Here is a 23,210-nt window from a genome sequence, read left to right as displayed (position 1 = left end):
TGCTTTTGTTACATCAGCATGGCTTAGTTGTTACACGATTTTTCGTTCTGTGATTCACACCGCTTTACCTTTGCCAGACCAATTGTGGCCTTATACCCCAGCAAGTTTTTGATGCGGAGTTTTGTGCCATATGGCATAACCAACTAAGTTGCAGTTAAACAAATTATGATGAAGCATTTTTTTATTTTCTTAGGCTCGCTGCTCATCGGGCAAACTGTGCTCGCCCAAACCCGGACGGTATCCGGAAGGGTTACCGATGGTGAGGGGCACGGCGTATCGGGCGTTAGCATCCTGGAAAAGGGGACATCCAACCAGACGGTATCTGACGGGACGGGCAACTACCTTGTCACCATGGCAGCAGATCAAGCGGTTTTGGTGTTTTCCTTCATGGGCATGGAAACCCAGGAAACGCCGGTAAACGGGAGGGAGCGTATCGATATTCAGCTCCAGCCGTCGTCGGCTATTGACATGGATGAAGTGGTTGTGGTGGGTTATGGCGTCCAAAAGAAAAGCGATGTTATCAGCTCGGTAGTATCGGTCAATACCGAAAGCGTCAACAAGGTGCCTTCCAATGACCTTGGCGAGATGCTCCGGGGCAAGGCAGCGGGGGTTTACGTGACGGTGGCCGACGCCGCTCCGGGCAGTTCATCCAACATTCTCATCCGGGGTAGTCGCTCTTTGACAGCTGGGAATGCGCCCATTGTCATCGCGGATGGGGTGCCAGTCGGCGGCATCAACGACATCAATCCCAACGACATTGCCTCCATTGAAATCCTCAAGGATGCCGCCGCACAGGCTATTTACGGTGCCCGCGCATCCAACGGCGTTATCCTAATCACGACAAAAAGGGGCCGGGAAGGCAGGGCAGTGGTAGCGTTAAACAGCTTTTATGGCGCCCAAACAGTGCGCCGCAATTTTGACGTTTACAGCGGCGAAGAGTTTGCCCAGCTGAAACGCGAGGCTTACCGCGCGGATAACAACAACAATTACCTGCCCGACGAGGCCATATTTACTGCGATTGAGCAGGAAGTGCTGGAGAGCGGCGCCTTCGTTGATTGGGAGAAAGAGTTGTTACGCGTGGCAGCTACCCAGAATCACAATTTAAGCGTATCTACGGGAACGGATAAAACCCAGATCTATTCGGGATTCAACTATTCGATGCGCGAAGGGGTGGTGCCGGGTACCGACTTTCAGCGCGGCACCATACGCCTCAATGTAGACCAAACGATTAACAATTGGCTGAAACTGGGAGCCAACACATCATGGCAACTGTCTAAAAACAACAACCCGGGCACTGGCGAAACCCTGCTCCGCTCCATCACGACGTCGCCACTGGGCAAAATCTACAACGACGATGGCACATACCGTATCTACCCAACCGGTGTACAGGAAAGCGTAAACCCGCTCCTTGATCTGGCGGAGGTGTCAAACACCCGCCATGATCGGAACGATATCATGAATATCTTTGCCGACATCACCCCGTTCCGGGGGTTGAACTACCGGATCAATGCCAGCCGGCGGTCGTGGAATCGCAAGACGCTGAATTATTCGACAGCCGAGTCGTTGCTGGGTTACCGTAGGGGCGGTATGGGCAACGGTGCCATCCAATATGAGGATGAAATGGAGTGGCAGCTTGAGAACATTCTGAATTACAACACTGCTATCCACAAGCACAGCCTGGGGGGCACACTGGTGCACAGCCTCAGCCAACGGAAATACAGGCGATTTAGGAACGATGCCAGCAACATTCCGAACGACCTGCTTGACATCTACGGTTTACCATCCGCAGAGCGCAACCTGCCTACGGTGGGTGCAAATGACCGTGGACTCGTATCGTTCGTCGCTCGGTTGCAATACGATTATGACGGCAAATATTACGCGACCGCATCGGCGCGCGCAGACGGATCCACAGTTTTCGGGGCCAACAATAAATGGGCTTATTTCCCTGCCGTAGCCGTGGGCTGGAATCTATACCGCGAATCGTTCATCGAAGCCGTCCCGGAAATCACTAATTTGAGGCTGCGGGCCAGCTATGGCAGCGTGGGCAACGAGGCGATAGGTACCTACCAAAGCATGAGTACCGCTGTGCAGCGCGATTACCTCTTCAACGGTGTTAAGCGGATCGGCTACGTGCCGGGCGATTTCTTACCTAACCCTAACCTGAAGTGGGAAACCTCCACGACGCTGAATACGGCCCTCGACTTCGGTTTTTTCAAGAACAGGCTTTCCGGTACGTTTGAGTTTTATAACACCCGCACCACAGATCTGCTGGCGCAATTGTCGTTAAAAGCAGATATAGGCTATTCGCAGATGCTACGCAACATTGGCGAAGTGGAAAACCAGGGTATTGAATTGACAATGAACGGTATTGTGGTAGACAAAAACGATTTGACCGTCAATGCCGGGGTTTCTTTTTCAAGAAACCGCAACAAAATTATCAGCCTGTATGGTGAGCGCGATGAACACGGCAATGAGGTGGACGATGTCGCCAACGGCTGGTTTATCGGCCGGTCGAAGAACGTTTACTACCAGTATCTCCCCGATGGAATCTGGCAGATCGGCGAAGACATCGTAAACAGTCACATGCCAAACGCCCAGCCAGGCGACGTGAAAATACGAGATGCCAATGGCGACGGAAGGCTCACCGATGCCGACCGCGTTATCGTGGATCGCGACCCCCGGTGGTTCGGGACGTTTAATTTCGAAGTGCGCTACCGAGGCTTCGATGTCTCGGCCGACGTGTTGGCGGTGCAGGGCGTGACGCGCAACAACCAGTTTTTGTTTGACTACAGCATGGGAGGGTCGCTGCGCGGTATTCTGAATGGCGTAAAGGTAGACTACTGGACACCGGAAAACCCTTCAGGCACGTGGCCTAGGCCGCAGGAATCAAATGACCGCGCCTACATCTGGACGATGGGCCTGCAAGACGCCTCCTATGTAAGGCTCCACACGGCTACGTTAGGATATACGTTTGCCAAGACAATTCTTTCCCGGATGAAACTAAGCAACCTGCGCATCTACTGCACCGGCCATAACCTAATTACCCTGACGGATTATAAGTCGTACAGCCCTGAGAAAAACCCCAACGATTACCCCGAGGCTATTTCAATCGTAGGCGGTATACAAGTCAATTTTTAACAACAAACCAGTTAACGGATGAAGACGCTCAAATTATCAATCATACATATGCTTGGGATGACCTTGCTGCTCACCTCATGCAACGACTTCCTTAGCGAAGCCCCCATCACCGAGGTATCCATCGATCATATTTATCAAACACCGGAAGGGCTTGAAAGCGGTGTGAACGCGCTGTATAACCGCATGAGAAGCTACAATTTGCCTGAGGGCGAAGGCTCGGCACTGCAATCGGTAGCGTTCTTTCTGGTAGCTACCGACCTGGGCCTCAATAGGACTTGGCATACGCCCTATGGCCCGAACCACACTCCGATCGGGTTCACTGGCCGCAAGTGGACCATGGGCTACCAAATCATCGACCGTGCAAACGCGATTATCACCAACGCGCCGAAAGTAAACATGGCTGAATCCCGGCGCAATCAGATTCTCGCGCAAGCGCGGATCGTGCGGGCCGAACTGTACTTCGACCTGATCCGGATGTATGACAATATCCTGCTGGACACCATTGCCACCACGCCGGAGAACGCGTTTGACGAAAAGGAATATAAGCCGGCAAATTCGGTTGAAGTGTTTAAACTCATTGATGCGGATCTTGATTTCGCGGTGCAGCACCTGGCCTGGAATGTCGAGTTTGGACGATATGGAAAGGGCGTTGCGTATCACTTGCGCGGCAAGAGCGCCATGTGGCAGGGAAAATGGGACGAAGCCGTTGCCCATTTTGACGCAGTCATCCAAAATGCGACGCACGACTTGCTGCCACGCAACCAGATTGCCGACGTGTTCGGCCAGAACCCGAACCACAAGGAGTCGCTGTTTGTATATGTGCGTGACGAACAGACCGGTGGCAACGACAACCTGCCGGGAGGCGGCCCTACCTGGATCAGCAGCATGTTTACGAGCCGTGTATATGAGCTCTCCAGCGGCGAGATGATCCGGTCGGTAGAGTATGGCGGCGAAGCACTGGGCTGGTCCTACCCAAACGATTATCTACGTTCGTTGTATGACGAAGAAAATGATCTCCGCTTCCGCACGTATTATTACCCATTGCAACTCATCGTTAACAACCCCAATTCGCCCAACTTCGGCCAGCCGCTGGACCCCGCGCTGTATGAAGACGATTTCAGGCGCTACCATTGGAGCCTGAAAAAATATCACGACGAAGAGAAGCGCGTAGGCACCAACAACAGTTTCAAAAGTATCGTGTACTACCGGTATGCAGAGACGTTGCTGCTGGGGGCTGAAGCCCACTGGCGACTGTCCGGCCAGGATCCGTTCAACCAAAAGGCATTGGAGTATGTCAACTGGGTGCGCGAACGGGCAAATGTTCCTTCCTTTGACACGTTCAACCTGAACAACTACCTGGAAGAGTCTGCACGTGAACTGGCGTTCGAAAACAACCGTTGGTTCCTGCTGAAGCGCCTGGGCTTGCTGGTTGAGCGCGTCAATACGTATTACCAAATGGGCTCAAATTCGGGCAATGTGGCCGTTTTTCCCATGGCACCCCACATGGTGCGCCTGCCCATCCCGCAATCGCAGATTGACTTGATGCGTACGTTCCCTCAAAACGAATTTTATGACTAAAAGAATAAATGCCATGAACAACCGATTTTTTCGACTTTCCATATGGACCTGCACGCTCGTGCTGATGGTTATGCTTCAGGCCGCCTGCAGCACCAAAGGAGATGATCCACGACCGGATACCCAACCACCCGATGAACAACCGGGGCCAGCTATCTTGAAAGAAAAGGCTGCGTTCGGCATGGGGGCAGCCATCAAAACGGCTCACCTGACTGAACTTGCCTATGCGAACACCGTAAAGAACCACTTTAGCCAGGTGACCGCTGAATGGGAGATGAAGATGGAGCTCATCTGGTCGTCTGCTTCAGGGTATAACTGGAATAATGCCGACCGTATAGTCGATTTCGCAAGCGACAACGGCCTGGAAGTGCACGGCCACACACTGGTGTGGTACAAATCGTTCCCCGGGTGGTTCAAAAATGCCGCTTACGACTCCATCGCGTTTGAAGACCATGTGAAATCCTATATACAAACAACCGTGGGGCGGTATAAAGGCCGGGTGAAAAGCTGGGACGTAGCCAATGAAATCTTCAACGACAATGGTACGCTGCGATCGACCGACTGTCCGGTATTCGCCACGTTCAAAGACCCCATTGGCTTCTACGGCCGGTGTTTTGAATATGCGCACGAGGCAGACCCGGAGGCCAGATTGTTTTACAACGACTACAGCGTCGTACTTGCATCTGCCAAGCGTAGTGCCATCAAGCGGATGGTTAGCCGGTTCAAAAATGAGGGCATCCCCATCCATGGCATCGGCGACCAGTTTCACTACCGGGTTACAACGGATAAAAGCACCATCAAAAACGGACTCACAGACATGGCGTCCACCGGCCTGCTGATACACCTCTCCGAGCTGGACATCATCGTGAATGTCCTGCAATCGGAAAGTTATGCGTTTACCCAAGCGGAGGCCCAAAAACAAGCAGACATGTACCGGTTTATAGTTGAATCATACGAAAGCCTCCCGGACAACCAGAAATTTGCCATCACCACCTGGGGGGTCACCGATAAATACACTTGGCTCACAGACTACTGGCATGCCAAGGAATATCCCCTGCTTTTCGACCAGAATTATCAGGAAAAAGAAGCTTACCGCGGTTTCCTCGCCGGCTTAAAAAACGACTAACGCAATTGGAAGATACTATGGAACGTTTCATTAGGTTTAAATTAAGGGCGCCGATGGCTATCCTTTGGCTGACACTTCTGCTGGGTGCCTGTGAAAAAGGAGACCGCCCACAGCTGGTGCTGCACGAGCCCGGAGAGGCAGGCGCCACGGCTTCGGCTACGAGCATCAAATTCGGCGAAAGCATTACGTTTGCGGACCTTTCGACAAAGGTACACAGGCGGAGTTGGGTATTTGAAGGCGGCGATCCTGCTATTTCGTCAGATTCAGTGGTTACGGTTACATATCCGCGTGGAGGATCCTTTAAAACTGTGCTCAACGTTGTGTTTATCGATAACCAAAAGGGACAATACGTGTTTGATGTCGAGGTGGAAAAAGATCCGAATCTAACCATCCCCGAATATGATTTCGGCGTTACTTACGGACTGTACACCGAAATGGAAACTACTGCTGGTAGCCTCAATTCCGTAAGAGCCATCAACATGAACCATTTTGTCCCCACGGTCATCCCCGAAGCACTGGAGGGCGTTCAAGCGTACAAATTTGAAGCTTCAGGCGAATCCGATTGGGCGATGGCAGCGCTGCAGGAAGGCAGCGGAAGAAACATCGACATATCTTCCTTCGAAAACGGCTTTTACAACGTTGCACTCAAATCAGAGAGCCAAGCGAACATGCTGCTGCGTATACGCAGCACCGGGGGCGGCAACGTGATCTTCGAATTTACGGCGGCAGGCGAAGAGTATGGATTTAAGCGCGACGGCAGGTGGCACCTCATCTCCATTCCGGTCGCAGACATTAAGGCAAAGGACGAGGCCAACACCCTAAACTTGGCAGAAATTACCGATTTCCTGCTGTTCAGGAGCGGGTCAGGTGACGTGCGGAATTACGATAACTATACGTTTTATGTAGACCACGTTTTCATGTCTGAAAAACTGGAGTTGAAGCAATGATCAAGAACATATCATCAAGGCTGGCTCTTATGGCCAGCCTCCTCCTCGGATTAGCGTCCTGTACCGCTATCCGTAGCGAACAAGCGGGTGGTTCAGCCTATCGTGTCGTGAAAGCACGGGCAAACGCAGACAGCGTACGATGGAACGATTACACCGCAAAGACGGTAGATCGCCTGCCAGGCGCCGTTATGGAAAACCCCGAGACGGGGGCCTTTGGTGGATGGAAAGTATCGCCATCACAGGCCACCGGCTTTTTCAGGGTTGAAAAAAAAGGCGACCGTTGGTGGTTCATCGATCCCGAAGGGTATCCGTTTATCCACCGCGGCGTGGCGGTATTCCGGCCCGGTAGGTCAGTGATGCAGCAGTCGTCGCTGGAGGCGAAATACGGAACCCGGGCGCAATGGGCCGATCAAGAAAGCAAACTGCTTATCAACCATGGCTTCAATGGCACAGGAGCTTGGTCTGATCACCAGCTGCTGCGGGAACAGCAGGTCCCATTGGCATACACCATTATCCTGAACCCCATGGGCAATTACAAAGCCTACCACTTGAAAAGATTCGGTGGTAAATACGAGGAGGCAGGATGGCAAGGTTACCGGTTTGATTTGGTGATGGTCTTCGACCCTGAATTTGACGACTATCTGGAAGAAGCGATAAAGCCGATTTCCCAATACGCAAACGATAAGTACTTGCTGGGCTACTATACAGACAACGAACTGCCCTGGAAGAACGACGCACTGGATAGGCACCTCACCAAGCTCGGCGCTGAGGAACACGGTTACAGCGCAGCCAGGGGATGGTTCGACCAACGCAAAGGCATGCATGCGACCGTAGCCGATATTACCGATGAAGACCGCGCCGCGTTCAATGCCTTTTATTTTGAGACCTACATGCAGAAGGTGACCCAGGCTATACGCAAGTATGACCCCAATCACCTGTATTTGGGATGTCGCTTCAATCAGGAAAAAGAAGAACTGAGCAGCCGGGAGATCTTTGAGGTAGCCGGCAGGTATATGGACGTGATCTCCATAAACCACTACCGGAAGTGGGAACCAGTGCAAGCACAAATGGCCAACTGGGAGGCTTGGTCCGGCAAACCTTTCCTTATCACCGAATGGTACACCAAAGGTGAAGACTCCGGCCTGCCCAATCGGACTGGGGCCGGCTGGAATGTGCCCACCCAGGCAGACCGGGGCTACTTTTACCAAAATTTTGCCCTTGAGCTCTTAAAAAGCAAAGCATGCGTTGGCTGGCACTGGTTTACTTACCAAGACAATGACCCGCAGGACCTCACTACCGACCCGTCAAACCGCGATTCGAACAAAGGAATTGTCGACAGCCGTTACAATCCTTATTTGCCGCTGCTGGCACAAATGAAGCTGTTGAACGACCACGTGTATCGTTTAATCAATTATTTCGACTCGGGAAAGGACTTTTGAAGCGGCACACACTATTTTTGTAGTACAATTAAGGCAACAAGCATGGCAGGCAATAAAAATAGCACAGATGGGCGCGACCGTAGCCACCTGCAAACATCCCTCTTTCCGGTTGAGAAAAACGTGCCAAGTGGGTTCCGTTATATCGAAACATTTTTGTCCATACAGGAAGAGCAAGCACTTTTGGAGAACATCAGCCTGATAGATTTACACCCGCTGATCTTCCAGGGGTATGAAGCTAAGCGAAAAGTAAAGAGCTTTGGCTACGATTACCATTTTGACAGCCGTACGCTTACTGAAGGCCGGCCGATTCCCGAAGGCTTTACCGCGATACTGGAGAGGGTAGCAGGGCAAATTAACCTGCCCGCCTCGGACATCAAAGAGGTGTTGATCACCGAATACCCGCCCGGTGCGGTGATCAACTGGCACAGGGACGCACCTCCATTCGATATCATAATCGGGATTTCCCTGATGTCCGATTGCAAATTCCGGTTCCGTCCCTATGATAAAAGCCAGCAAGGCCGAGGCTCCATCATTGCGCTGCCAGTAAAGCGTCGGTCGCTTTACGTGCTGAGCGGAGAAGCGCGGAGCGATTGGGAACACAGCATAGCACCTGTCAAGGCACAACGGTATTCCCTAACGCTACGCACCCTGAAACGCTGACGTAACAAAATGTCAATGCAACCAATGAGAAAAAAAATTTGCACACGTCAGCTATTAATCGTAATATTGCAATACATTTATATTGCAATGGGAATTACCAAGACAGAAATATTCAGCAAGAAACAAAATGAGTTAGCTACAACGTTCAAGGCATTGGCCCATCCTGCACGGATTGCCATTTTACAGCACATCATCAAGCAGCAGGCCTGTATTTGCAATGATTTGGTGCTGGAACTCGGACTGGCCCAGCCAACCATATCGCAGCATCTCCGTGAGTTGAAAAACATTGGTATCATTAAAGGCACCATCGAGGGCACCAGTGTGTGCTATTGCATCGATGAGGCGAACTGGCGGTCAATTAAAGCGGAATTGGATGCTTTCCTCTCACAGGACGTTTCCGTAGATAGGTGCTGCTGATTTTTTTGCTTTCATTTATCGTAATAATGCGTTAAAACAATATAATTTAATAGGAACATCTTATGAAACTATCCGAAGTAAAACACCTGCTCTCAACGCTGGATAATGTAGTCTTCCAATTGGAGGACGGGGCATTTGTGCCGGAGCACTTCCATGTCACCGAAGTAGGAACGACGACCAAGCATTTCATCGACTGCGGCGGTGTCATCCGTCGGGAAGAGGCCGTTAATTTCCAACTGTGGAACGCTCACGATTACGAACACCGGCTGAAACCGGGAAAATTGCTCCATATCATTAAGCTTTCTGAACAAAAGCTCGGCATCAACGATGCCGAAGTGGAGGTGGAATACCAAAGCAACACCATCGGCCGTTACGACCTCGGTTTTAATGGCAGCCACTTCGTGTTGAAGAACAAAGCCACGGCATGCTTGGCGGAGGACGCATGCGGCATTCCGTCAGCGCAGCAGAAGAACGGATTGGTGCAGATACCCGTAGCGGCCTCGTCATCATGCTGTACGCCGGGTGGAGGCTGCTGCTGATATGGAAGGAACTGAGAAGAATATGTCAGCAACAAACTGTGCCCCAGCGGCAAAAAGAAAAAAACTTAGTTTTCTTGATCGGTACCTTACCCTGTGGATTTTCCTCGCCATGGCTATGGGCGTGGGAATCGGATACTTTATTCCGTCTTCCGCCGGTTTCATCGACTCCTTTTCCAGCGGGACAACCAATATTCCACTGGCGATCGGCCTTATCCTGATGATGTACCCTCCGCTGGCCAAGGTCAGGTACGAGCATCTTGGCAAAGTGTTCAAAGATGTCAAAATCCTGAGTCTTTCACTACTCCTCAACTGGGTTATCGGCCCCCTGCTTATGTTCGTGCTGGCCATTGTGTTCCTGCGGGACTATCCCGAATACATGGTAGGGCTGATCCTGATCGGGCTCGCCCGTTGCATCGCCATGGTCGTGGTGTGGAATGAACTTGCAGAAGGGAATCGGGAATATGCGGCCGGGTTGATCGCCTTAAACAGTATTTTCCAAGTGCTGCTCTATAGCGTTTTTGCCTACCTGTTCATCACGATACTGCCACCGATGTTCGGTATCACCGCCATGGAAATTGACATTACCATCGGTCAGATTGCCGAAAGTGTAGGGATATATTTAGGTATTCCTTTTGCCTTGGGTGTCATCAGTCGGTACGCACTCATTGGCTGGAAAGGCGAGGAATGGTTTTCAACCACATTCGTGCCATTTATTTCGCCGATTACACTGATTGCGCTGCTGTTTACCATTGTGGTGATGTTCAGCCTGAAAGGAGAGCTGATCGTGCAAATTCCGATGGACGTCGTACGGATCGCCATTCCGCTGGTGATTTATTTCGCATTCATGTTCGTATTCAGCTTTTTGCTCGGCAAGCGCGTCGGCGCGGACTATTCGAAAAACACCGCCATTGCCTTTACCGCCACCGGCAACAATTTCGAGTTGGCCATTGCGGTGGCTATCGGCGTGTTCGGTATCAACAGCGGACAGGCTTTTGCGGGCGTGATCGGACCACTCGTGGAAGTTCCGGCGCTTATTGCACTGGTCAATCTTGCATTCTGGTTCAGGAATAAATACTATGGAGGCCGTGCCCTTCGGTAGGTAAGATAAAAATCAATAGACAATCTAATACATCAACAGCATGAGAATTGCACTATTTTCTGATATCCATGCTAATCTGCCAGCATTGGAAGCATTTTTTGAGGATCTCGAAGCACGGCGCGTGGATGCCGTATACTGCCTCGGTGACCTGGTCGGTTACAATATCTGGCCCAATGAAGTAATCGATGAAATCCGCAGGCGCGGTATCCCCACAATTGCTGGTAACTACGATTGGGGCATCGGCCGATCCAGTGATGATTGCGGCTGTGCTTATAAAACCGATGAGGAAAAGGCTATGGGTAAGGTTTCCATCGCTTATACCAATGAGGTGGTTGGAGATAACCAGCGTGCGTATCTCCGTACACTGCCCTCCCACATCCGGCTCGAGTACCAATCAAGTGATGAAAAAATGGATGTGCTTTTGGTACACGGCAGCCCAAGGAGGGTAAATGAGTACCTGTTTGAGGACCGCGATGAAAAAAGCATGGTCCGCATCATGGAACAGGCGGGGGCAACGGTCATGTGCTTTGGGCATACCCACAAGCCCTATCACCGCATCCTTCCGGTGGAGGCAGCGGGGAGGACGCGTTACCTCCATGCCATCAATATCGGGTCGGTCGGTAAACCGAAAGACGGAGACCCAAGGGGTTGTTATGTGATCCTGACCATACACCCCGGCAGTAGCCATGGGAGCCCAGATAGCCTCGATGTGGATCTTATCAGGTTTGAATACGATGTAGAGAAAGCGGCCAAAGCAGTGAAAGATAGTCCGCTGCCAGACGCCTATGCCGACATGCTGCGCACCGGCTGAACCGTGTGCCAAGTAATAGAAAAAAATTTTGAGAGAGAGGCTTTTATGAAAATCGCGCTGTTTTCCGATATCCATGCCAACCTGCCGGCGTTGGAAGCTATGTTCCGCCAATTGGATGACGAATCGGTGGACGTCATATATTGCCTTGGCGACCTTGTGGGTTACCATATCTGGCCAAACGAGGTGATAGCAGCTATACGGGCGCGGCGGATACCAGTCTTGATGGGCAATCACGATGAGCGAGTGGGACGGCTTGCGACAAGCGGCCAGTTGGACGGCGGTGCCAATTATGCCTACCGATTGATCGATGATGCAGGTAGGGCTTATCTTAAGAATTTACCTGCCCACATCCGCTTGGAATACAGGGTTGAGGGCATGCGCCGGGATGTCCTGCTTGTGCATGGCAGTCCCCACCGCAATGACGAATACGTACTTGAAGACACGGCCGAAGGGACAGCCATTGCCATGATGGAGGAAGCGCAGGCTTCTGTACTTTGCGTTGCCCACTCCCACCTCCCGTATCACCGCATCGTTGCCGCCGCGGGCGGCGAGCGATACCATATGATCAATACGGGATCAGTGGGGAAGCCGAAGGACGGCGACCCACGGGGCTGCTATGTGGTACTGGACCTCAGTGGTGGCATTTCAGACCTGCAGGTGCGGATTGAACGCGTTGCCTACGACGTGCACGCTGCGGCCGAGGCAATCCTTCAAAGCCCGCTGCCTAACGAACTCGCCGATCGATTATTAAATGCTTACTGAAAATGACAACGAACCATCAAAGGGAAAGTTGCTGCGACATTAACGCCGTCATTAAGGAACACTACGGTCCCTTATTCGGCTTTATCCGGAAGCGGGTCAGTGATGGCCCTACTGCCGAAGACCTTGTGCAGGAGGTCATGTATCGCGCAGCCAAAGCGCATAGCGAACGTGCGGAGGTGGCCAACCCTCGGGCTTGGCTTTACCAAACCGCCCGTCATGTCATTGCCGATCATTTCCGGCAGCAGTCCCCAACTATCCAACATCTGCCGGACCTAGCGGCGCACGACCATCCCGTTGATCTTCCGGAAGCTCCTGCCCTGAGCGACGGTATGGTGCAGCTGATAAAGCTGCTTCCGCAAGAATATGCCCTGCCGCTTCTTTGGAGCGATATCGACCACATTTCACACGCAGAGATTGCCCGGCGGCTTGATATCGGCCTTTCCGCAGCCAAAATGCGTGTGCAGCGTGCTCGTAAAAAACTCCATGACCTGTTCCTGCGCTGCTGCGAAATCGAATATGATCGACGGGGCGGAATAGCGGACTGCACCGTTAAGAGTAGTTGTGCGCCGCTGTTACGAATTGAGGCAGAGTTGCGGAGGTCTGTCGGCCATTAACCTTGAAAAAGACATATAATTCTTCTTGTTTTATGTGTCTTTTTTAGCTTTTCCCCGACTTCTTTGTAAACAATACTTAGAAGTCATGAATACGTTACTCGATACCCTTTGGTATTTCCTCTACATTTCGCTTGAACTGATTGGGCTATTCCTGGTCATCAGCACTGTCGTCGGACTTATATTGATGCATGTTTCCGAAGAACGTCTCCGCAAACGGCTTTCCGGCAGGGGTTTGGCGAGCAACGCGATAGCCGGACTGTTCGGGGCGCTTACACCGTTTTGTGCCTGTTCTACCCTTCCCATCACAACAGGGTTTCTCCAGGCACGGGTGCCATTTGGAGCCGTCATGTCGTTCCTGATCGCCTCGCCGCTCTTGAATCCCATAATCATGGGCATGTTGGGAGCCATGCTAGGAGTTAAGGCCGCTATTTTGTACTTTATCGTGGCCTTCGGATGCGCCATCCTATTCGGCTTCCTGTTGGATAGATTGGGGGCCGAGCGGTATGTCAAGCGTATCCGTATAAAAGTAGAACGGTCCGCATCAGCGCAAGACGAGCGTCGGGCATGGCCCTGGGTGCGGAAAGCGGTATATGCTTTTCGCGAATCTTGGGACGGCTTACGTCCCATATTGCCATACCTTTTTATCGGCGTTGGACTGGGGGCCGCCATTTACGGACACCTTCCAGAGGATGTTGTGATGAAGATTGCCGGGGGAGATCACCTGCTGGCTATTCCCGTTTCTGCCATTTTAGGCATTCCGCTTTACATACGCGCAGAAACGGTGATACCTATCGGCCTAGCTCTGTTGGGCAAAGGGATGGGCATCGGCGCCGTCATCGCGCTTATCATCGGCGGTGCTGGCATGGCCATCCCCGAGATGAGCATGCTGGCCGGCTTATTCAAGCGGCCGCTGGTAGCCATTATAGTTGTCGTCATTTTTCTTACCGCAGTTACCGCCGGTTATGCGTTCAACGCACTCGCTTAGTATTTATTCACCTTTAAAATTATATCGTTATGGAAAATCGGAAATCATCGGGATTATTCGGCAGGTTGTTCGCCTCCAAGCCCCAGAATTGCTGTTCGGTGCAAATCGAGGAGATCGAAGACAGTGCGATCGACCAGGAAGCCATTATATCAGAGGAAGCCGCAACAGTTGGCGAATCGAGAAAAACCTCGTCTGACGGACCGGACAAGACTACTGGATGCTGTTCGGCATAAGACAATCAAGGTCTTGCGTTTCCCGGATAATGCGTTCGCAGAGGCGCAAGACCCTTGCCTACATTTTTTCGGCGAACCACTAATTGGCATGCTAAGGTCACTGAGTGCTTAACAAGTCGAGCCGGCATTTTTTAACAAACCTTTAACATTCCTGCTGTAACAAAGCAGAGGGCACGAGCGTTAAATATTTAGTTATTCAAAATTGTCTTTTCATAATTTAGGTTTATAATTGGTTAGTTAACAAGCCCCGATTCTCCCCGTTTCGGGGCTTCGTTTTGCGCAGATAAAAAAAAAACAAACCGATAAAACAAACGTCTCGTTTCGTTGTTTAACAGACAGGTTTAGGTTGATAGCCCCTAACCCCATTGGGGCGGACCCGTTATCTTACAAGGTAGCGGGTCTCTTTTTTTTCGAAAGCGCTTGCCGACACCGACTGTTCCCTGCACGTTTTTAACCAGCTATTTGGTAATTGCTGTGCAGAGAAAAATCACTTAAAGTCCGCACATATTGCGGCGTATAGCTTTTGGTGCATCTTCCGCCAACAATTCCGCCGGGCCGGTTGTTCTCCCCTGCATGGAACAGCAACTTACCATCCCTTTGCTCAAGCAGCTGCATGCCGAGGGTTACACCATGCTCGTATCTGAGCCATGCGCGGGCGGCGGCGAAACGTGCACACTCACACCCCAGAAGTGGGACGTGGAGGAATTCATTACCGGCGACCTTGCCAAGAAACCGGAAGATTTCGAACTGCTCATCATTGAAGACGCGTTACTGGATTGCGCCGCGAGAGATCTGGACCGGTTCAAAGTCGCGCTTTGATTCGCTATACCGGATGAGCAAAAGGCCGGTGCTTCTCAGTTTTTGAAACCCTTCGGAAATTAAAAGCTCCCGAAGAGAGAATTAGATTTTTTGCGAAATTAGCCTGCCGTTCTTCCCTTAAAAATGCTCATCTTGATCTCGCCATCTTGAGGCATTTCCGGCGTTAAGCAGATGAGACTCGAGGCTTTTATGGCTCGCTTATACGGATGGGCTCCATCTGCTGCAAACAAGATCGTGGAATAATATCGCGGCACGACGTGCTGTCCGATCAGGAAAACAGTCAATAGAAAGCCAATTAAAATATTATTATACATTTAGTAAATATTTTGAGTTTACTCCAACAGTGACTTATTGAATTCGATAAATAGAAAACTTGGATAAGGGGCCTTCACTCGAAATTAAATAGATCGAATCATTTTGATATGAGATGCCTTCTGAACTGCCCCCAGCTGACATTCTATGAAAGGCAGAGTAAAGAACGAATAAGTGTATGTAAAGACATTTAACTAAAAAATCAAGTAGTTTTATTGGGTTTAGGAAAAAGTAATTTTTAAAAAATCATATTCCGATAAAACAATCGTTTCATTCTTTTGTTCAAAAGGCGGGTTTAGGTACTATCTATAAATCCAAACATTTCTTCATTTTTTTGATTTATATGCCTCCGGCGGGCGCTTGCCGCGCGGGCAGGTTAAGGTTAATTTGGATTTATTTTACGCTTCCATCCATCTGTTTTATATTTGTCATTCCAGAGGAAGCATACGGTTGTTTTTCACCCGGCATGCTTACCTTGTGTAGTGCTGGCCATGTGGTCGGCACTACTTTTTCGCACTTGTCTGTCGCTGCTGCGGCAGCGGTTGGTGCCGCCGACCGGATAGGAAGCGTCGGTTTCTGCTTTTCTGAATTGATTTTTGAGGTGTAGCTTTCATCGAACGGTTCGTTTTTCTTCCATATGGCATATATTATCGTCAGCAGTTTTTTCTGGACAGCGACATAACTTTTCATTTTGATATTGTGCTTAGCCAGGGTTCTGTCGTAAAGATCTGCGAATGGCTTGACCTTGTACATCACCGTGACCAGTGCGGGCATGTATAGCGCCCTCCTTATATGGCTATTCCCTTTTTTGGATATCCGGGTTTTGCCCACCCGGGTCCCGGACTGGTTTTCGACGATATCATACGCTGCGAAGCTGGCGACCTGCCTTGCGTTGCCGAACAACGCGAAGCCATTGGTTTCGGCCAGGACCGTTGCGACCGTCAGCAGTCCGACACCCTTCAGCCTGCATATATCTGCAACCCTTTTTTTCACCGTTTCATCCGAATTGATCAGCTCTTCCATGGCTGTGACACTGTCGGCTATCTGTTTGTCGATCAGTGTTATCTGCTTTTTGAGCTGGCTGACCACTTTTTTGTTGGTGTACATACCCTTTGCGGCAGCATTTAGCCGGTTACCGGCCATGCTTTTCATTACCTGGAGATCCTCATGGTGCCTTGTGAGCTGACGGAGCTGGTAAAAAGACTCTCCCATTGGCGACCAGCTATCCAGGTGCTTCTCTGCGCCCATCTGGGCGAGTCTACGTGCGTCGGTACGGTCATTCTTAAATTTGAGCCCTGATGCCTGGAGGTATTTCTTGGCCTTGTTGGGGAGGATCACCGATACGGTGTAACCGGCTTTATGAAGGAACAACGCACAGTTCTCAAAATAAATTCCTGTCGCCTCCATGCACACCACAAGGGGGCTGTCTTTCTGTTTGTGGTGTCGGCTTATCCAGGTATCAAGCTCCCTGAAGCCTTTGGCTGTATTTGACACCTTACGGGTCGCCTTGACCGTAACATTTTGCATTGCATCGACGAAGGAAATGCAACAATGGATCTCTTTGGCCGATACATCCAGCCCTACTGAATACTTTGACATACATCTAGCTGTTAAAAGCAATAGATCTTCCTGTAATCGCCATTTCTCATTGTCTTATCCGGGATTGTTCCGGCAACTGCGGGCATCACTAAGTACTATTGCGGCTCGCCAGAAAGAAACCGGAACAGGCTTTCCTAAACCCCAGCATCGTCAATGGACGTGCAATGATTGACTACAGGTTGCTGCCCCGGCTCTATTGATTCCTCGAATTTACCCAAAATTTTTATCATGGTTCGAAGATATGAGGTTGATAGCCCCTAATCCCATTGGGGCGTACCCGTTACCTTACAAAAGGTAGCGGGTTCATTTTTTTACGAAAGGCGTTCCGGTTCCATGATTATCACGTGCTTCACGCCATGCCGCTGCCAAAAAAAATCTGGATGCGCGTCTTTTGCGTGTGTTAAAACGGCCGCTGTAGACAGTAACGCCTGTGCCTGAACATCGGTATGGTATCGGGCGGCCTGTCCTCAGTAGGAACAGTCTTCCGGGCAGTCACTTGTTTTCACAGATAATAACGTGGCGAGCTGAACTTCTGAAGAATTATGCCATTTTCTATGTGCCGAAGCGGCCTCGTAAACCAGGTCTAGCAAAGGTTTGTTATTTCACGATCGTTTTCTGCCTGTTTCCTTCGGATTAGGGGGCGAAATGCAGTATGAAGGGACAAACTGTTTCCGAAAGCCCGGAAGTTCCGTTGCAGGAGGGAAACCCGCATGAAACCCCGGATGCACGGTGGGTGAAGAAAAATCGTAGGTCTTGAGCATAATTCTCGAAAAGCACAATTGCAGCAGCGGTTAAAAAGAGCCATACAGGCAAACAGACCGAGCCATACAAGCAAATCGCCGATTGTTTTTTACCGCATCTTCGTAATATGAAAACAATCGTTATGACAGGCGCAACATCTGGGATCGGAAAGGAAGCCGTTCAGCGGCTTGCACAACAGCGCGATACAAGAATTATTGTCGGTGCACGCGGACGTGGACGCATTGTGCCGGAGGGGGCGGAAGTCTTTCCGTTGGACCTTACGTCCCTGGATAGCGTCCGCGCTTTTGCGGCCAACGTGAAAAAGCAGCTGAAAGACACCGCGATTGACGTGCTGGTGCTGAACGCAGCGGTACAAACAAAAGACAACCAGCAGCAGAGTGCGGACGGCTTCGAATTGATGTTTGCCGTCAATCACCTGTCACATTATCTGCTTGCAAGGCTACTCTGGCCCCACATGGCCGTTAGCGGCGTCATGGTCATCACCACCAGCGACACGCATGACCCCGCGCTCATTCCGTTCGCACCCAAGACGCTAGATCCCTACACGCTCGCCAATCCAGAAAAGAAGGAATGGGGCATGCGCGCGTACGCCGCGTCCAAGCTGTGCAACCTGTTGACAGCCCGTTCCTTTGCTGCAATCAGCAAGAGCGAGGGGAAAGACATTAGCGTTATCGCATATAATCCCGGTTTAACCGGTGGCACGTCGCTGACCGGCAAGCCTTCCCGGTTTATGCGGATATTGGTGCCCCTGGTGCTCCGCCCGCTGTCGCAAGTGGTGAGCCTGTTCAAGCCTCCATTTTTCGTAGGTACGCCCCAACGTGCCGGTGGTACATTAGCAGCCCTGGCATCTAAGGAAATCCGGTTGCCCGGGGGGCGGGTGTATGCTTCACTGGTTAGAGGAAAGATCACATTTCCCAACCCTTCCCAGCTCGCTCAGAGCGATAAGGTAAGGGATATGCTATGGCGGGAGAGTGCCAAGATCGTCAGGTTGTCCGAAAAATAATATCCCGTATCTTTATCCAGATGAAGTATTCTGCCGAGATAGTACCGGGCCGGATGGTCTATTCGCTCAATACAGAAAAAGAGCGAATACGAGACGGTCTTATTCCCGAAAGCCTGCTGGTACTGCAGATTTCCGGCCAGCTGTTGTTTGAAACCTCCAGCGAGAAAATCCTGACTCAGGCCGGAGACATGCTGCTGGTCCGCAAAAATCAGCTGGCCAAAGCCACCAAAATACCGGCCGATGACGGTGCGTACCAAACGATACTGATCTTGCTGAACAGCGATACGCTGAGAAAATACGCGCTGGAGCATCAGGTGGAAACTACGCAAAAATACAAGGGAGCACCCAATATACTTTTACCCCAAAACGAGTTCCTGGAAGGCTTCTTCAAATCGCTCATGCCATATGCGAATAACCCGAAAGCAACTGCTGCACGCCGGTTAGGTAGTCTGAAGGTCCGAGAAGCCGTGGAGCTCTTGCTGGATACGCTGCCAGAGCTGAAGTACTTTCTGTTTGACTTTTCCGAACCATATAAAATTGATCTGGAGAGCTTTATGTTTCAGCATTTTCAGTTCAACGTTCCGCTGGATAAATTCGCACGGCTTACAGGCAGAAGCCTTGCCAGCTTTAAACGCGACTTTCACAAAGCGTTCGGCATGCCACCGAGGCAGTGGCTGCAAGAAAAGCGTCTGGAGGAGGCTCGCCGTCAGCTTGAACAACAGGGAAAGAAGCCCTCCGAGATTTACATGAACCTGGGCTTTGAAAGCCTGCATCACTTTTCGAATGCGTTCAAGCGTCGGTTCGGGACGCCGCCAACGAAGTTCCTCCTCGCCATCGCGGTCACCGCGATGTGTCCATTGCTCCTATATTCTCTTTAAAATTTTCCGCAGTCGTGGCCGATTATAGCGTTGAACTATGATTGGGTAAACATTAAGTAAAATATTTAGAAAAAACAGCCATAGTGACTGTTTGACTTCATATTTTAACGCGACGACAATATTGAAAATTAAGACGATAAAGAATATAATTAAATGCCCAAGCTCCGATTGCCTTGTTTTATAGTCCAATTGCTGTAATGCATCCAAATTCTTTTTTATAGGATTGGAAGCTTTGTTGAGTTTCTCCCAACCAATCCCTACTAAAATCTTTCTGAACACATCAACCCCATACCACTTGTAAATCTTTCCGTCATTCTCCCATTTTTTAGCATTGTAATAAGACGATGTTAACCTTGGTCTGAAGGTCTGAATGACGTATGAAACACCCATCATTAGCATGAAGTTTAAAACCCATGCAAACAAAAAAGTATGCATGCCTTGCCAAAGCGCTACCCCCACCACTGTAGAGACAACAAAGAATAAGACGAAACAAACTTTTAAATATCTATTCATAGCTATCTTGGTCCATGTGGAAATATTATCGAGATAATGACAAATCTGCATTATCTCGACGTCTTAAACAGAAGAATTCTTAAAATTTTTTCTTCGGAAATTTTTAGCGATCTGGTTTCCGCGTTCACTTTTTGCGGACGATTTACCTAATTGTGATCGGAATTCTTTAGTTTTGGGTGTAGCTAGTTAGGGAAGATTATCGTTCCTCCGAAGGAACGTTTGGAAAAGCTCAGGAATACGGACGAACAATGATATTGAAAGAAAGGAACAGCTATGGCTACCTAAAATACCTGCTTACCGGTGTCTTTTCAGCCTTGCTGGTTATGGGGTATGCGCAGGTTGGGGAGGAACAGCAGGAAGAGAAGCGACAACCCGGCTACCAATGGGACGAAAGACAACCTACGCTTCTCGATTCCATCGATGTCGTACGTGATTACCGGCCGATGCTGGCCGATGCCGTAAAGATCCGCCGGAGCCCGGATATGCGTATCGACCGGGAAGCGCTTGAGATCGAGCTGCGCCAGATCGCCGCCACCACTTATTTTGCAAAGAGCGCATTCAAACAAGCCTATTACGGTCGGTTGCTGGAACGGCATCCAGACGCTTCCCGCAGCAATATCGATAATTTCCGGATCGGTTTCTTGGCCTACCAAGCAGGCGAGTACCAGAGAGCAACCACTATTCTGGAGAAGCTGGCGGCTTCGGATGCCTTTTATCAGAGCTCGATAATTGCTTTAGGGCATATTGCCCTGGAAACCGGCGATAAGCAACGTGCACGGAACGCGTTTGTCAAAGCGTCAAGACTTGATTTCGATCAGGCATTGAAAGCGGATGGGCTGTTCAACTATGCCAAAATCTTATATGAATTAGATTCCACCCAGATGGCCTTGAAAGTCGCCCAGGAGTATATCGCCCAGAAATATGGAGACAGTAAGCCGGATGCTAACACAGAGAATCCGGAAACACTATTGGCCGAAATTCTGCTGGGCACGAGCAATTTCCACGCAGCGGTAAATATGCTGGAATCGTTCAACAATAGAGAGCGGAAAGCCGATATAGCCTATCAAAAGGTAACGTATTACCGCGGATTGGAGTTTTATAACGAGCGTGCTTTCGAAAACAGCATATCCATGTTCATGCGATCGGAAAAATTCCCGATCGATGCGGAAATGGCGGCGCTGGCCACGTATTGGAAAGCGGAGGCGATGTATGAAGTGCGCAAGTACAGAGAGGCGGTGGAAAACTTTTCCCGGTTCCTCCGGTTGCCCGCCGCACGAAACACCGATGTATACAGTTATGCGAACTATGCCCTCGCTTATGCGGCGTTCCGCAACAACAGCTTTGGAATGGCTGCCGATTATTTTGAACGCTTTTTGGCTACCGAGGGAAATTCGATGGAGGAAAACGTTCGTCATGACGTAATCGCACGTTTGGGCGATTCGTATTTGTCCATGCGCGATTACGGCCGAGCCAATCAATACTATGACCAGCTGATCAGTAGCGAAGCTCCCAATCAGGACTATGCATTGTTCCAGCGCGGTATCATCCAGGGATTGCAGGGCGACAACGAAACCAAGCTCAACACCCTGCGGTCCGTCGCTGAACAATTCCCGAAGTCGATCTATGCGGATGACGTCGCCTTTGAGATCCCATACACGTATTTCACTACGGGAGATTACGATACCGCCATCGAGGGGCTGCAGCAGATGATCGAACGATACCCCCGCAGCAGTTATGTTCCCCGGGCGTTGATGACCATCGGGCTTGTCCAGTACAATAAAGATGACACCGAAGCGGCGAAAGCCACCTTCCAGAAAGTGGTGGAAGAACATGCCACAACCGATGAGGCACAGCAAGCGATGCGTTCCATTGAAAACATCTACCTAGATCAGGGGGATGCTTCAAGTTATATTAATTACGCGACCAGCACCAATATCCGTGATCTGAGTACCGCCGAGCAGGATGACCTGACTTTCCGGGCAGCCCATTCCTTGTTTGCCAGGGGGGAATACGGACCGGCTGTGGAAGCAATCAATGCGTATTTTGACAATTTTCCGAAACCCATACAGGAAAAGCATGCCCGTTATATCCGCGGGGTGAGTTTGTACCGTGCCGGGCGCCCGAAGGAAGCGCTGCACGACCTGAACATTATCCTGAACGACTGGACGAGCCAGTATACGGAGAACACCCTGCTGACCGTGGCCGCCTTATACCTGAGTCTGGAGGAATACAACGAGGCCATCGTGCACCTCAAAAAGCTGGAGCTCACCTCAGAATATAAAGAAAACTATGGCTACGCGGTAACTAACCTGATGATTTGTTATTTCAAAATCGGAGACTTGGATCAGGTGGCCAAGTACGCGAAGTTGATAAAGAATTACGATCGGTCATCTGATGAGGATATTGCCAAGGCACATTTGTACGGCGCGCGGGCCATGCTGCGGGAAGGGAAAGTGGAGCCCGCCATAAAAGAACTGAATCTGGCGGCGCTGAAGAGCCAAACGGCAGTCGGCGCAGAGGCTCGGTACCTCGTGGGGCAACTGCAGTATGAAAATAGGGAATATGACAAAGCCCAGGAAACGGCCTTTGATGTGATCAACAACATGGGGTCACATGACTACTGGGTGGCCAGAAGCTTCATCCTGCTTGCGGATGCCTATGCGGGCAAAGGCGACGCCTTCCAGGCGAAGAGCACGTTGGAAAGTGTGATTGAAAATTATGAAGAGGATGATGACGTCATCCCTTCCGCAAAAGAGCGTTTACAGAAATTGAACAAAAAGTAACGGGAATTGCAACGCCACGGGTATGAGATCTGACAGCTAAAGTAGGCCCACTAAACTTCCTCTTCCAACTCCTGCAACCTTTCCTTTACCGATTCCGAATGGTCCATTCCCCACTCATTAATCTGGGATAAAAGGGGAAGTAAGCTATTGCCAAAGGCTGTGAGCTGATATTCGGTCTTTTTGGGATAAACATCTT

At 50.4% G+C, this 23,210-nt stretch carries 22 protein-coding genes; 18 read left to right on the top strand and 4 right to left on the bottom strand.

Going from position 1 to position 23,210, the window contains the following annotated elements; translation table 11 throughout:
* Positions 1–165: 165 nt before the first annotated feature.
* The 15 genes from ACFOET_RS20200 to ACFOET_RS20130 all read left to right on the top strand — a co-directional run bounded on the left by ACFOET_RS20200 (position 166) and on the right by ACFOET_RS20130 (position 15,164).
* A complete protein-coding gene (locus ACFOET_RS20200) occupies positions 166–3,138 on the top strand; it encodes a SusC/RagA family TonB-linked outer membrane protein (protein ID WP_379026111.1) in 2,973 nt (990 codons plus the stop codon).
* A gap of 18 nt (positions 3,139–3,156) precedes the next feature.
* Positions 3,157–4,716: a RagB/SusD family nutrient uptake outer membrane protein gene (locus ACFOET_RS20195; RefSeq protein WP_379026109.1), complete on the top strand. Its 1,560-nt coding sequence runs from the start codon at positions 3,157–3,159 to the stop codon at positions 4,714–4,716.
* Positions 4,709–5,839 (top strand): endo-1,4-beta-xylanase, encoded by a 1,131-nt coding sequence (locus tag ACFOET_RS20190; RefSeq protein ID WP_379026107.1) that lies wholly within the window; start codon positions 4,709–4,711, stop codon positions 5,837–5,839. The genes ACFOET_RS20195 and ACFOET_RS20190 overlap by 8 nt, the downstream gene beginning before the upstream one ends.
* A 17-nt stretch (positions 5,840–5,856) precedes the next feature.
* Positions 5,857–6,786, top strand: a complete 930-nt coding sequence (locus ACFOET_RS20185) for a hypothetical protein (protein ID WP_379026105.1) — start codon at positions 5,857–5,859, stop codon at positions 6,784–6,786.
* The gene (locus tag ACFOET_RS20180) at positions 6,783–8,225 is read left to right on the top strand and encodes a hypothetical protein (RefSeq protein ID WP_379026103.1); all 1,443 of its coding nucleotides are present in this window, start codon (positions 6,783–6,785) and stop codon (positions 8,223–8,225) included. The genes ACFOET_RS20185 and ACFOET_RS20180 overlap by 4 nt, the downstream gene beginning before the upstream one ends.
* A gap of 42 nt (positions 8,226–8,267) precedes the next feature.
* A complete protein-coding gene (locus ACFOET_RS20175) occupies positions 8,268–8,885 on the top strand; it encodes an alpha-ketoglutarate-dependent dioxygenase AlkB (RefSeq protein ID WP_379026101.1) in 618 nt (205 codons plus the stop codon).
* Between the two features lie 87 nt (positions 8,886–8,972).
* Positions 8,973–9,302: an ArsR/SmtB family transcription factor gene (locus tag ACFOET_RS20170; RefSeq protein ID WP_379026099.1), complete on the top strand. Its 330-nt coding sequence runs from the start codon at positions 8,973–8,975 to the stop codon at positions 9,300–9,302.
* Between the two features lie 62 nt (positions 9,303–9,364).
* A complete protein-coding gene (locus ACFOET_RS20165; RefSeq protein WP_379026097.1) occupies positions 9,365–9,841 on the top strand; it encodes a DUF6428 family protein in 477 nt (158 codons plus the stop codon).
* A gap of 22 nt (positions 9,842–9,863) precedes the next feature.
* Positions 9,864–10,940 carry an ACR3 family arsenite efflux transporter gene (arsB, locus tag ACFOET_RS20160; RefSeq protein ID WP_379026095.1) on the top strand — a complete coding sequence of 359 codons (1,077 nt, stop codon included), beginning with the start codon at positions 9,864–9,866 and terminating at the stop codon, positions 10,938–10,940.
* 40 nt (positions 10,941–10,980) lie between these two features.
* Positions 10,981–11,751, top strand: coding sequence for a metallophosphoesterase family protein (locus tag ACFOET_RS20155; RefSeq protein WP_379026093.1), 771 nt, complete (start codon positions 10,981–10,983; stop codon positions 11,749–11,751).
* Positions 11,752–11,796: 45 nt separating this feature from the next.
* Positions 11,797–12,513: a metallophosphoesterase family protein gene (locus ACFOET_RS20150; protein WP_379026091.1), complete on the top strand. Its 717-nt coding sequence runs from the start codon at positions 11,797–11,799 to the stop codon at positions 12,511–12,513.
* A 2-nt stretch (positions 12,514–12,515) separates the two neighbouring features.
* Positions 12,516–13,127, top strand: coding sequence for a sigma-70 family RNA polymerase sigma factor (locus ACFOET_RS20145; RefSeq protein ID WP_379026089.1), 612 nt, complete (start codon positions 12,516–12,518; stop codon positions 13,125–13,127).
* An 85-nt stretch (positions 13,128–13,212) separates the two neighbouring features.
* A complete protein-coding gene (locus tag ACFOET_RS20140) occupies positions 13,213–14,112 on the top strand; it encodes a permease (protein WP_379026087.1) in 900 nt (299 codons plus the stop codon).
* Between the two features lie 29 nt (positions 14,113–14,141).
* Complete coding sequence (locus ACFOET_RS20135; protein WP_379026085.1) at positions 14,142–14,345, top strand: hypothetical protein; 204 nt, start codon at positions 14,142–14,144, stop codon at positions 14,343–14,345.
* A gap of 573 nt (positions 14,346–14,918) precedes the next feature.
* Positions 14,919–15,164 carry a hypothetical protein gene (locus ACFOET_RS20130; RefSeq protein ID WP_379026083.1) on the top strand — a complete coding sequence of 82 codons (246 nt, stop codon included), beginning with the start codon at positions 14,919–14,921 and terminating at the stop codon, positions 15,162–15,164.
* 98 nt (positions 15,165–15,262) lie between these two features.
* Here ACFOET_RS20130 and ACFOET_RS20125 read toward each other — a convergent pair whose 3' ends face one another.
* Together ACFOET_RS20125 and ACFOET_RS20120 are read right to left on the bottom strand one after the other, a co-directional pair.
* Positions 15,263–15,478, bottom strand: a complete 216-nt coding sequence (locus ACFOET_RS20125) for a hypothetical protein (protein WP_379026081.1) — start codon at positions 15,476–15,478, stop codon at positions 15,263–15,265.
* A gap of 391 nt (positions 15,479–15,869) precedes the next feature.
* On the bottom strand, positions 15,870–17,075 hold the full coding sequence (locus ACFOET_RS20120; RefSeq protein ID WP_379026079.1) for an IS110 family RNA-guided transposase: 1,206 nt from the start codon (positions 17,073–17,075) through the stop codon (positions 15,870–15,872).
* An 883-nt stretch (positions 17,076–17,958) separates the two neighbouring features.
* Here ACFOET_RS20120 and ACFOET_RS20115 point away from each other — a divergent pair.
* Positions 17,959–18,840, top strand: coding sequence for an SDR family NAD(P)-dependent oxidoreductase (locus tag ACFOET_RS20115; RefSeq protein ID WP_379026077.1), 882 nt, complete (start codon positions 17,959–17,961; stop codon positions 18,838–18,840).
* 20 nt (positions 18,841–18,860) lie between these two features.
* Positions 18,861–19,718: a helix-turn-helix domain-containing protein gene (locus ACFOET_RS20110; protein WP_379026075.1), complete on the top strand. Its 858-nt coding sequence runs from the start codon at positions 18,861–18,863 to the stop codon at positions 19,716–19,718.
* Here ACFOET_RS20110 and ACFOET_RS20105 read toward each other — a convergent pair.
* Positions 19,704–20,231: a glycosyl-4,4'-diaponeurosporenoate acyltransferase CrtO family protein gene (locus ACFOET_RS20105; RefSeq protein ID WP_379026073.1), complete on the bottom strand. Its 528-nt coding sequence runs from the start codon at positions 20,229–20,231 to the stop codon at positions 19,704–19,706. The two genes, ACFOET_RS20110 and ACFOET_RS20105, sit on opposite strands and share 15 nt — an antisense overlap.
* A gap of 248 nt (positions 20,232–20,479) precedes the next feature.
* Between ACFOET_RS20105 and ACFOET_RS20100 the strand changes: the two genes are divergently transcribed.
* On the top strand, positions 20,480–23,014 hold the full coding sequence (locus ACFOET_RS20100; protein WP_379026071.1) for a tetratricopeptide repeat protein: 2,535 nt from the start codon (positions 20,480–20,482) through the stop codon (positions 23,012–23,014).
* A gap of 50 nt (positions 23,015–23,064) precedes the next feature.
* On the opposite strand, the gene ACFOET_RS20095 is transcribed toward ACFOET_RS20100, so the two are convergent.
* A partial coding sequence (locus tag ACFOET_RS20095; protein WP_379026565.1) for a winged helix-turn-helix transcriptional regulator occupies positions 23,065–23,210 on the bottom strand: 146 nt, incomplete at its 5' end.

It is taken from the genome of Parapedobacter deserti (genome assembly GCF_042646065.1).
GTDB classification, from domain to species: domain Bacteria; phylum Bacteroidota; class Bacteroidia; order Sphingobacteriales; family Sphingobacteriaceae; genus Parapedobacter; species Parapedobacter deserti.
This window is presented reverse-complemented; position numbering and strand designations above follow the sequence as displayed.

Coding starts and splice junctions, on each gene's coding strand:
- ACFOET_RS20175 (WP_379026101.1), top strand. CDS start 8,268: ATGGCAGGCAATAAAAATAGCACAGATGGGCGCGACCGTAGCCACCTG.
- ACFOET_RS20190 (WP_379026107.1), top strand. CDS start 4,709: ATGACTAAAAGAATAAATGCCATGAACAACCGATTTTTTCGACTTTCC.
- ACFOET_RS20110 (WP_379026075.1), top strand. CDS start 18,861: ATGAAGTATTCTGCCGAGATAGTACCGGGCCGGATGGTCTATTCGCTC.
- ACFOET_RS20145 (WP_379026089.1), top strand. CDS start 12,516: ATGACAACGAACCATCAAAGGGAAAGTTGCTGCGACATTAACGCCGTC.
- ACFOET_RS20200 (WP_379026111.1), top strand. CDS start 166: ATGATGAAGCATTTTTTTATTTTCTTAGGCTCGCTGCTCATCGGGCAA.
- ACFOET_RS20180 (WP_379026103.1), top strand. CDS start 6,783: ATGATCAAGAACATATCATCAAGGCTGGCTCTTATGGCCAGCCTCCTC.
- ACFOET_RS20195 (WP_379026109.1), top strand. CDS start 3,157: ATGAAGACGCTCAAATTATCAATCATACATATGCTTGGGATGACCTTG.
- ACFOET_RS20185 (WP_379026105.1), top strand. CDS start 5,857: ATGGAACGTTTCATTAGGTTTAAATTAAGGGCGCCGATGGCTATCCTT.
- ACFOET_RS20140 (WP_379026087.1), top strand. CDS start 13,213: ATGAATACGTTACTCGATACCCTTTGGTATTTCCTCTACATTTCGCTT.
- arsB (WP_379026095.1), top strand. CDS start 9,864: ATGTCAGCAACAAACTGTGCCCCAGCGGCAAAAAGAAAAAAACTTAGT.
- ACFOET_RS20135 (WP_379026085.1), top strand. CDS start 14,142: ATGGAAAATCGGAAATCATCGGGATTATTCGGCAGGTTGTTCGCCTCC.
- ACFOET_RS20155 (WP_379026093.1), top strand. CDS start 10,981: ATGAGAATTGCACTATTTTCTGATATCCATGCTAATCTGCCAGCATTG.
- ACFOET_RS20170 (WP_379026099.1), top strand. CDS start 8,973: ATGGGAATTACCAAGACAGAAATATTCAGCAAGAAACAAAATGAGTTA.
- ACFOET_RS20150 (WP_379026091.1), top strand. CDS start 11,797: ATGAAAATCGCGCTGTTTTCCGATATCCATGCCAACCTGCCGGCGTTG.
- ACFOET_RS20100 (WP_379026071.1), top strand. CDS start 20,480: ATGATATTGAAAGAAAGGAACAGCTATGGCTACCTAAAATACCTGCTT.
- ACFOET_RS20105 (WP_379026073.1), bottom strand. CDS start 20,231: ATGAATAGATATTTAAAAGTTTGTTTCGTCTTATTCTTTGTTGTCTCT.
- ACFOET_RS20165 (WP_379026097.1), top strand. CDS start 9,365: ATGAAACTATCCGAAGTAAAACACCTGCTCTCAACGCTGGATAATGTA.
- ACFOET_RS20125 (WP_379026081.1), bottom strand. CDS start 15,478: ATGTATAATAATATTTTAATTGGCTTTCTATTGACTGTTTTCCTGATC.
- ACFOET_RS20120 (WP_379026079.1), bottom strand. CDS start 17,075: ATGTCAAAGTATTCAGTAGGGCTGGATGTATCGGCCAAAGAGATCCAT.
- ACFOET_RS20130 (WP_379026083.1), top strand. CDS start 14,919: ATGGAACAGCAACTTACCATCCCTTTGCTCAAGCAGCTGCATGCCGAG.
- ACFOET_RS20115 (WP_379026077.1), top strand. CDS start 17,959: ATGACAGGCGCAACATCTGGGATCGGAAAGGAAGCCGTTCAGCGGCTT.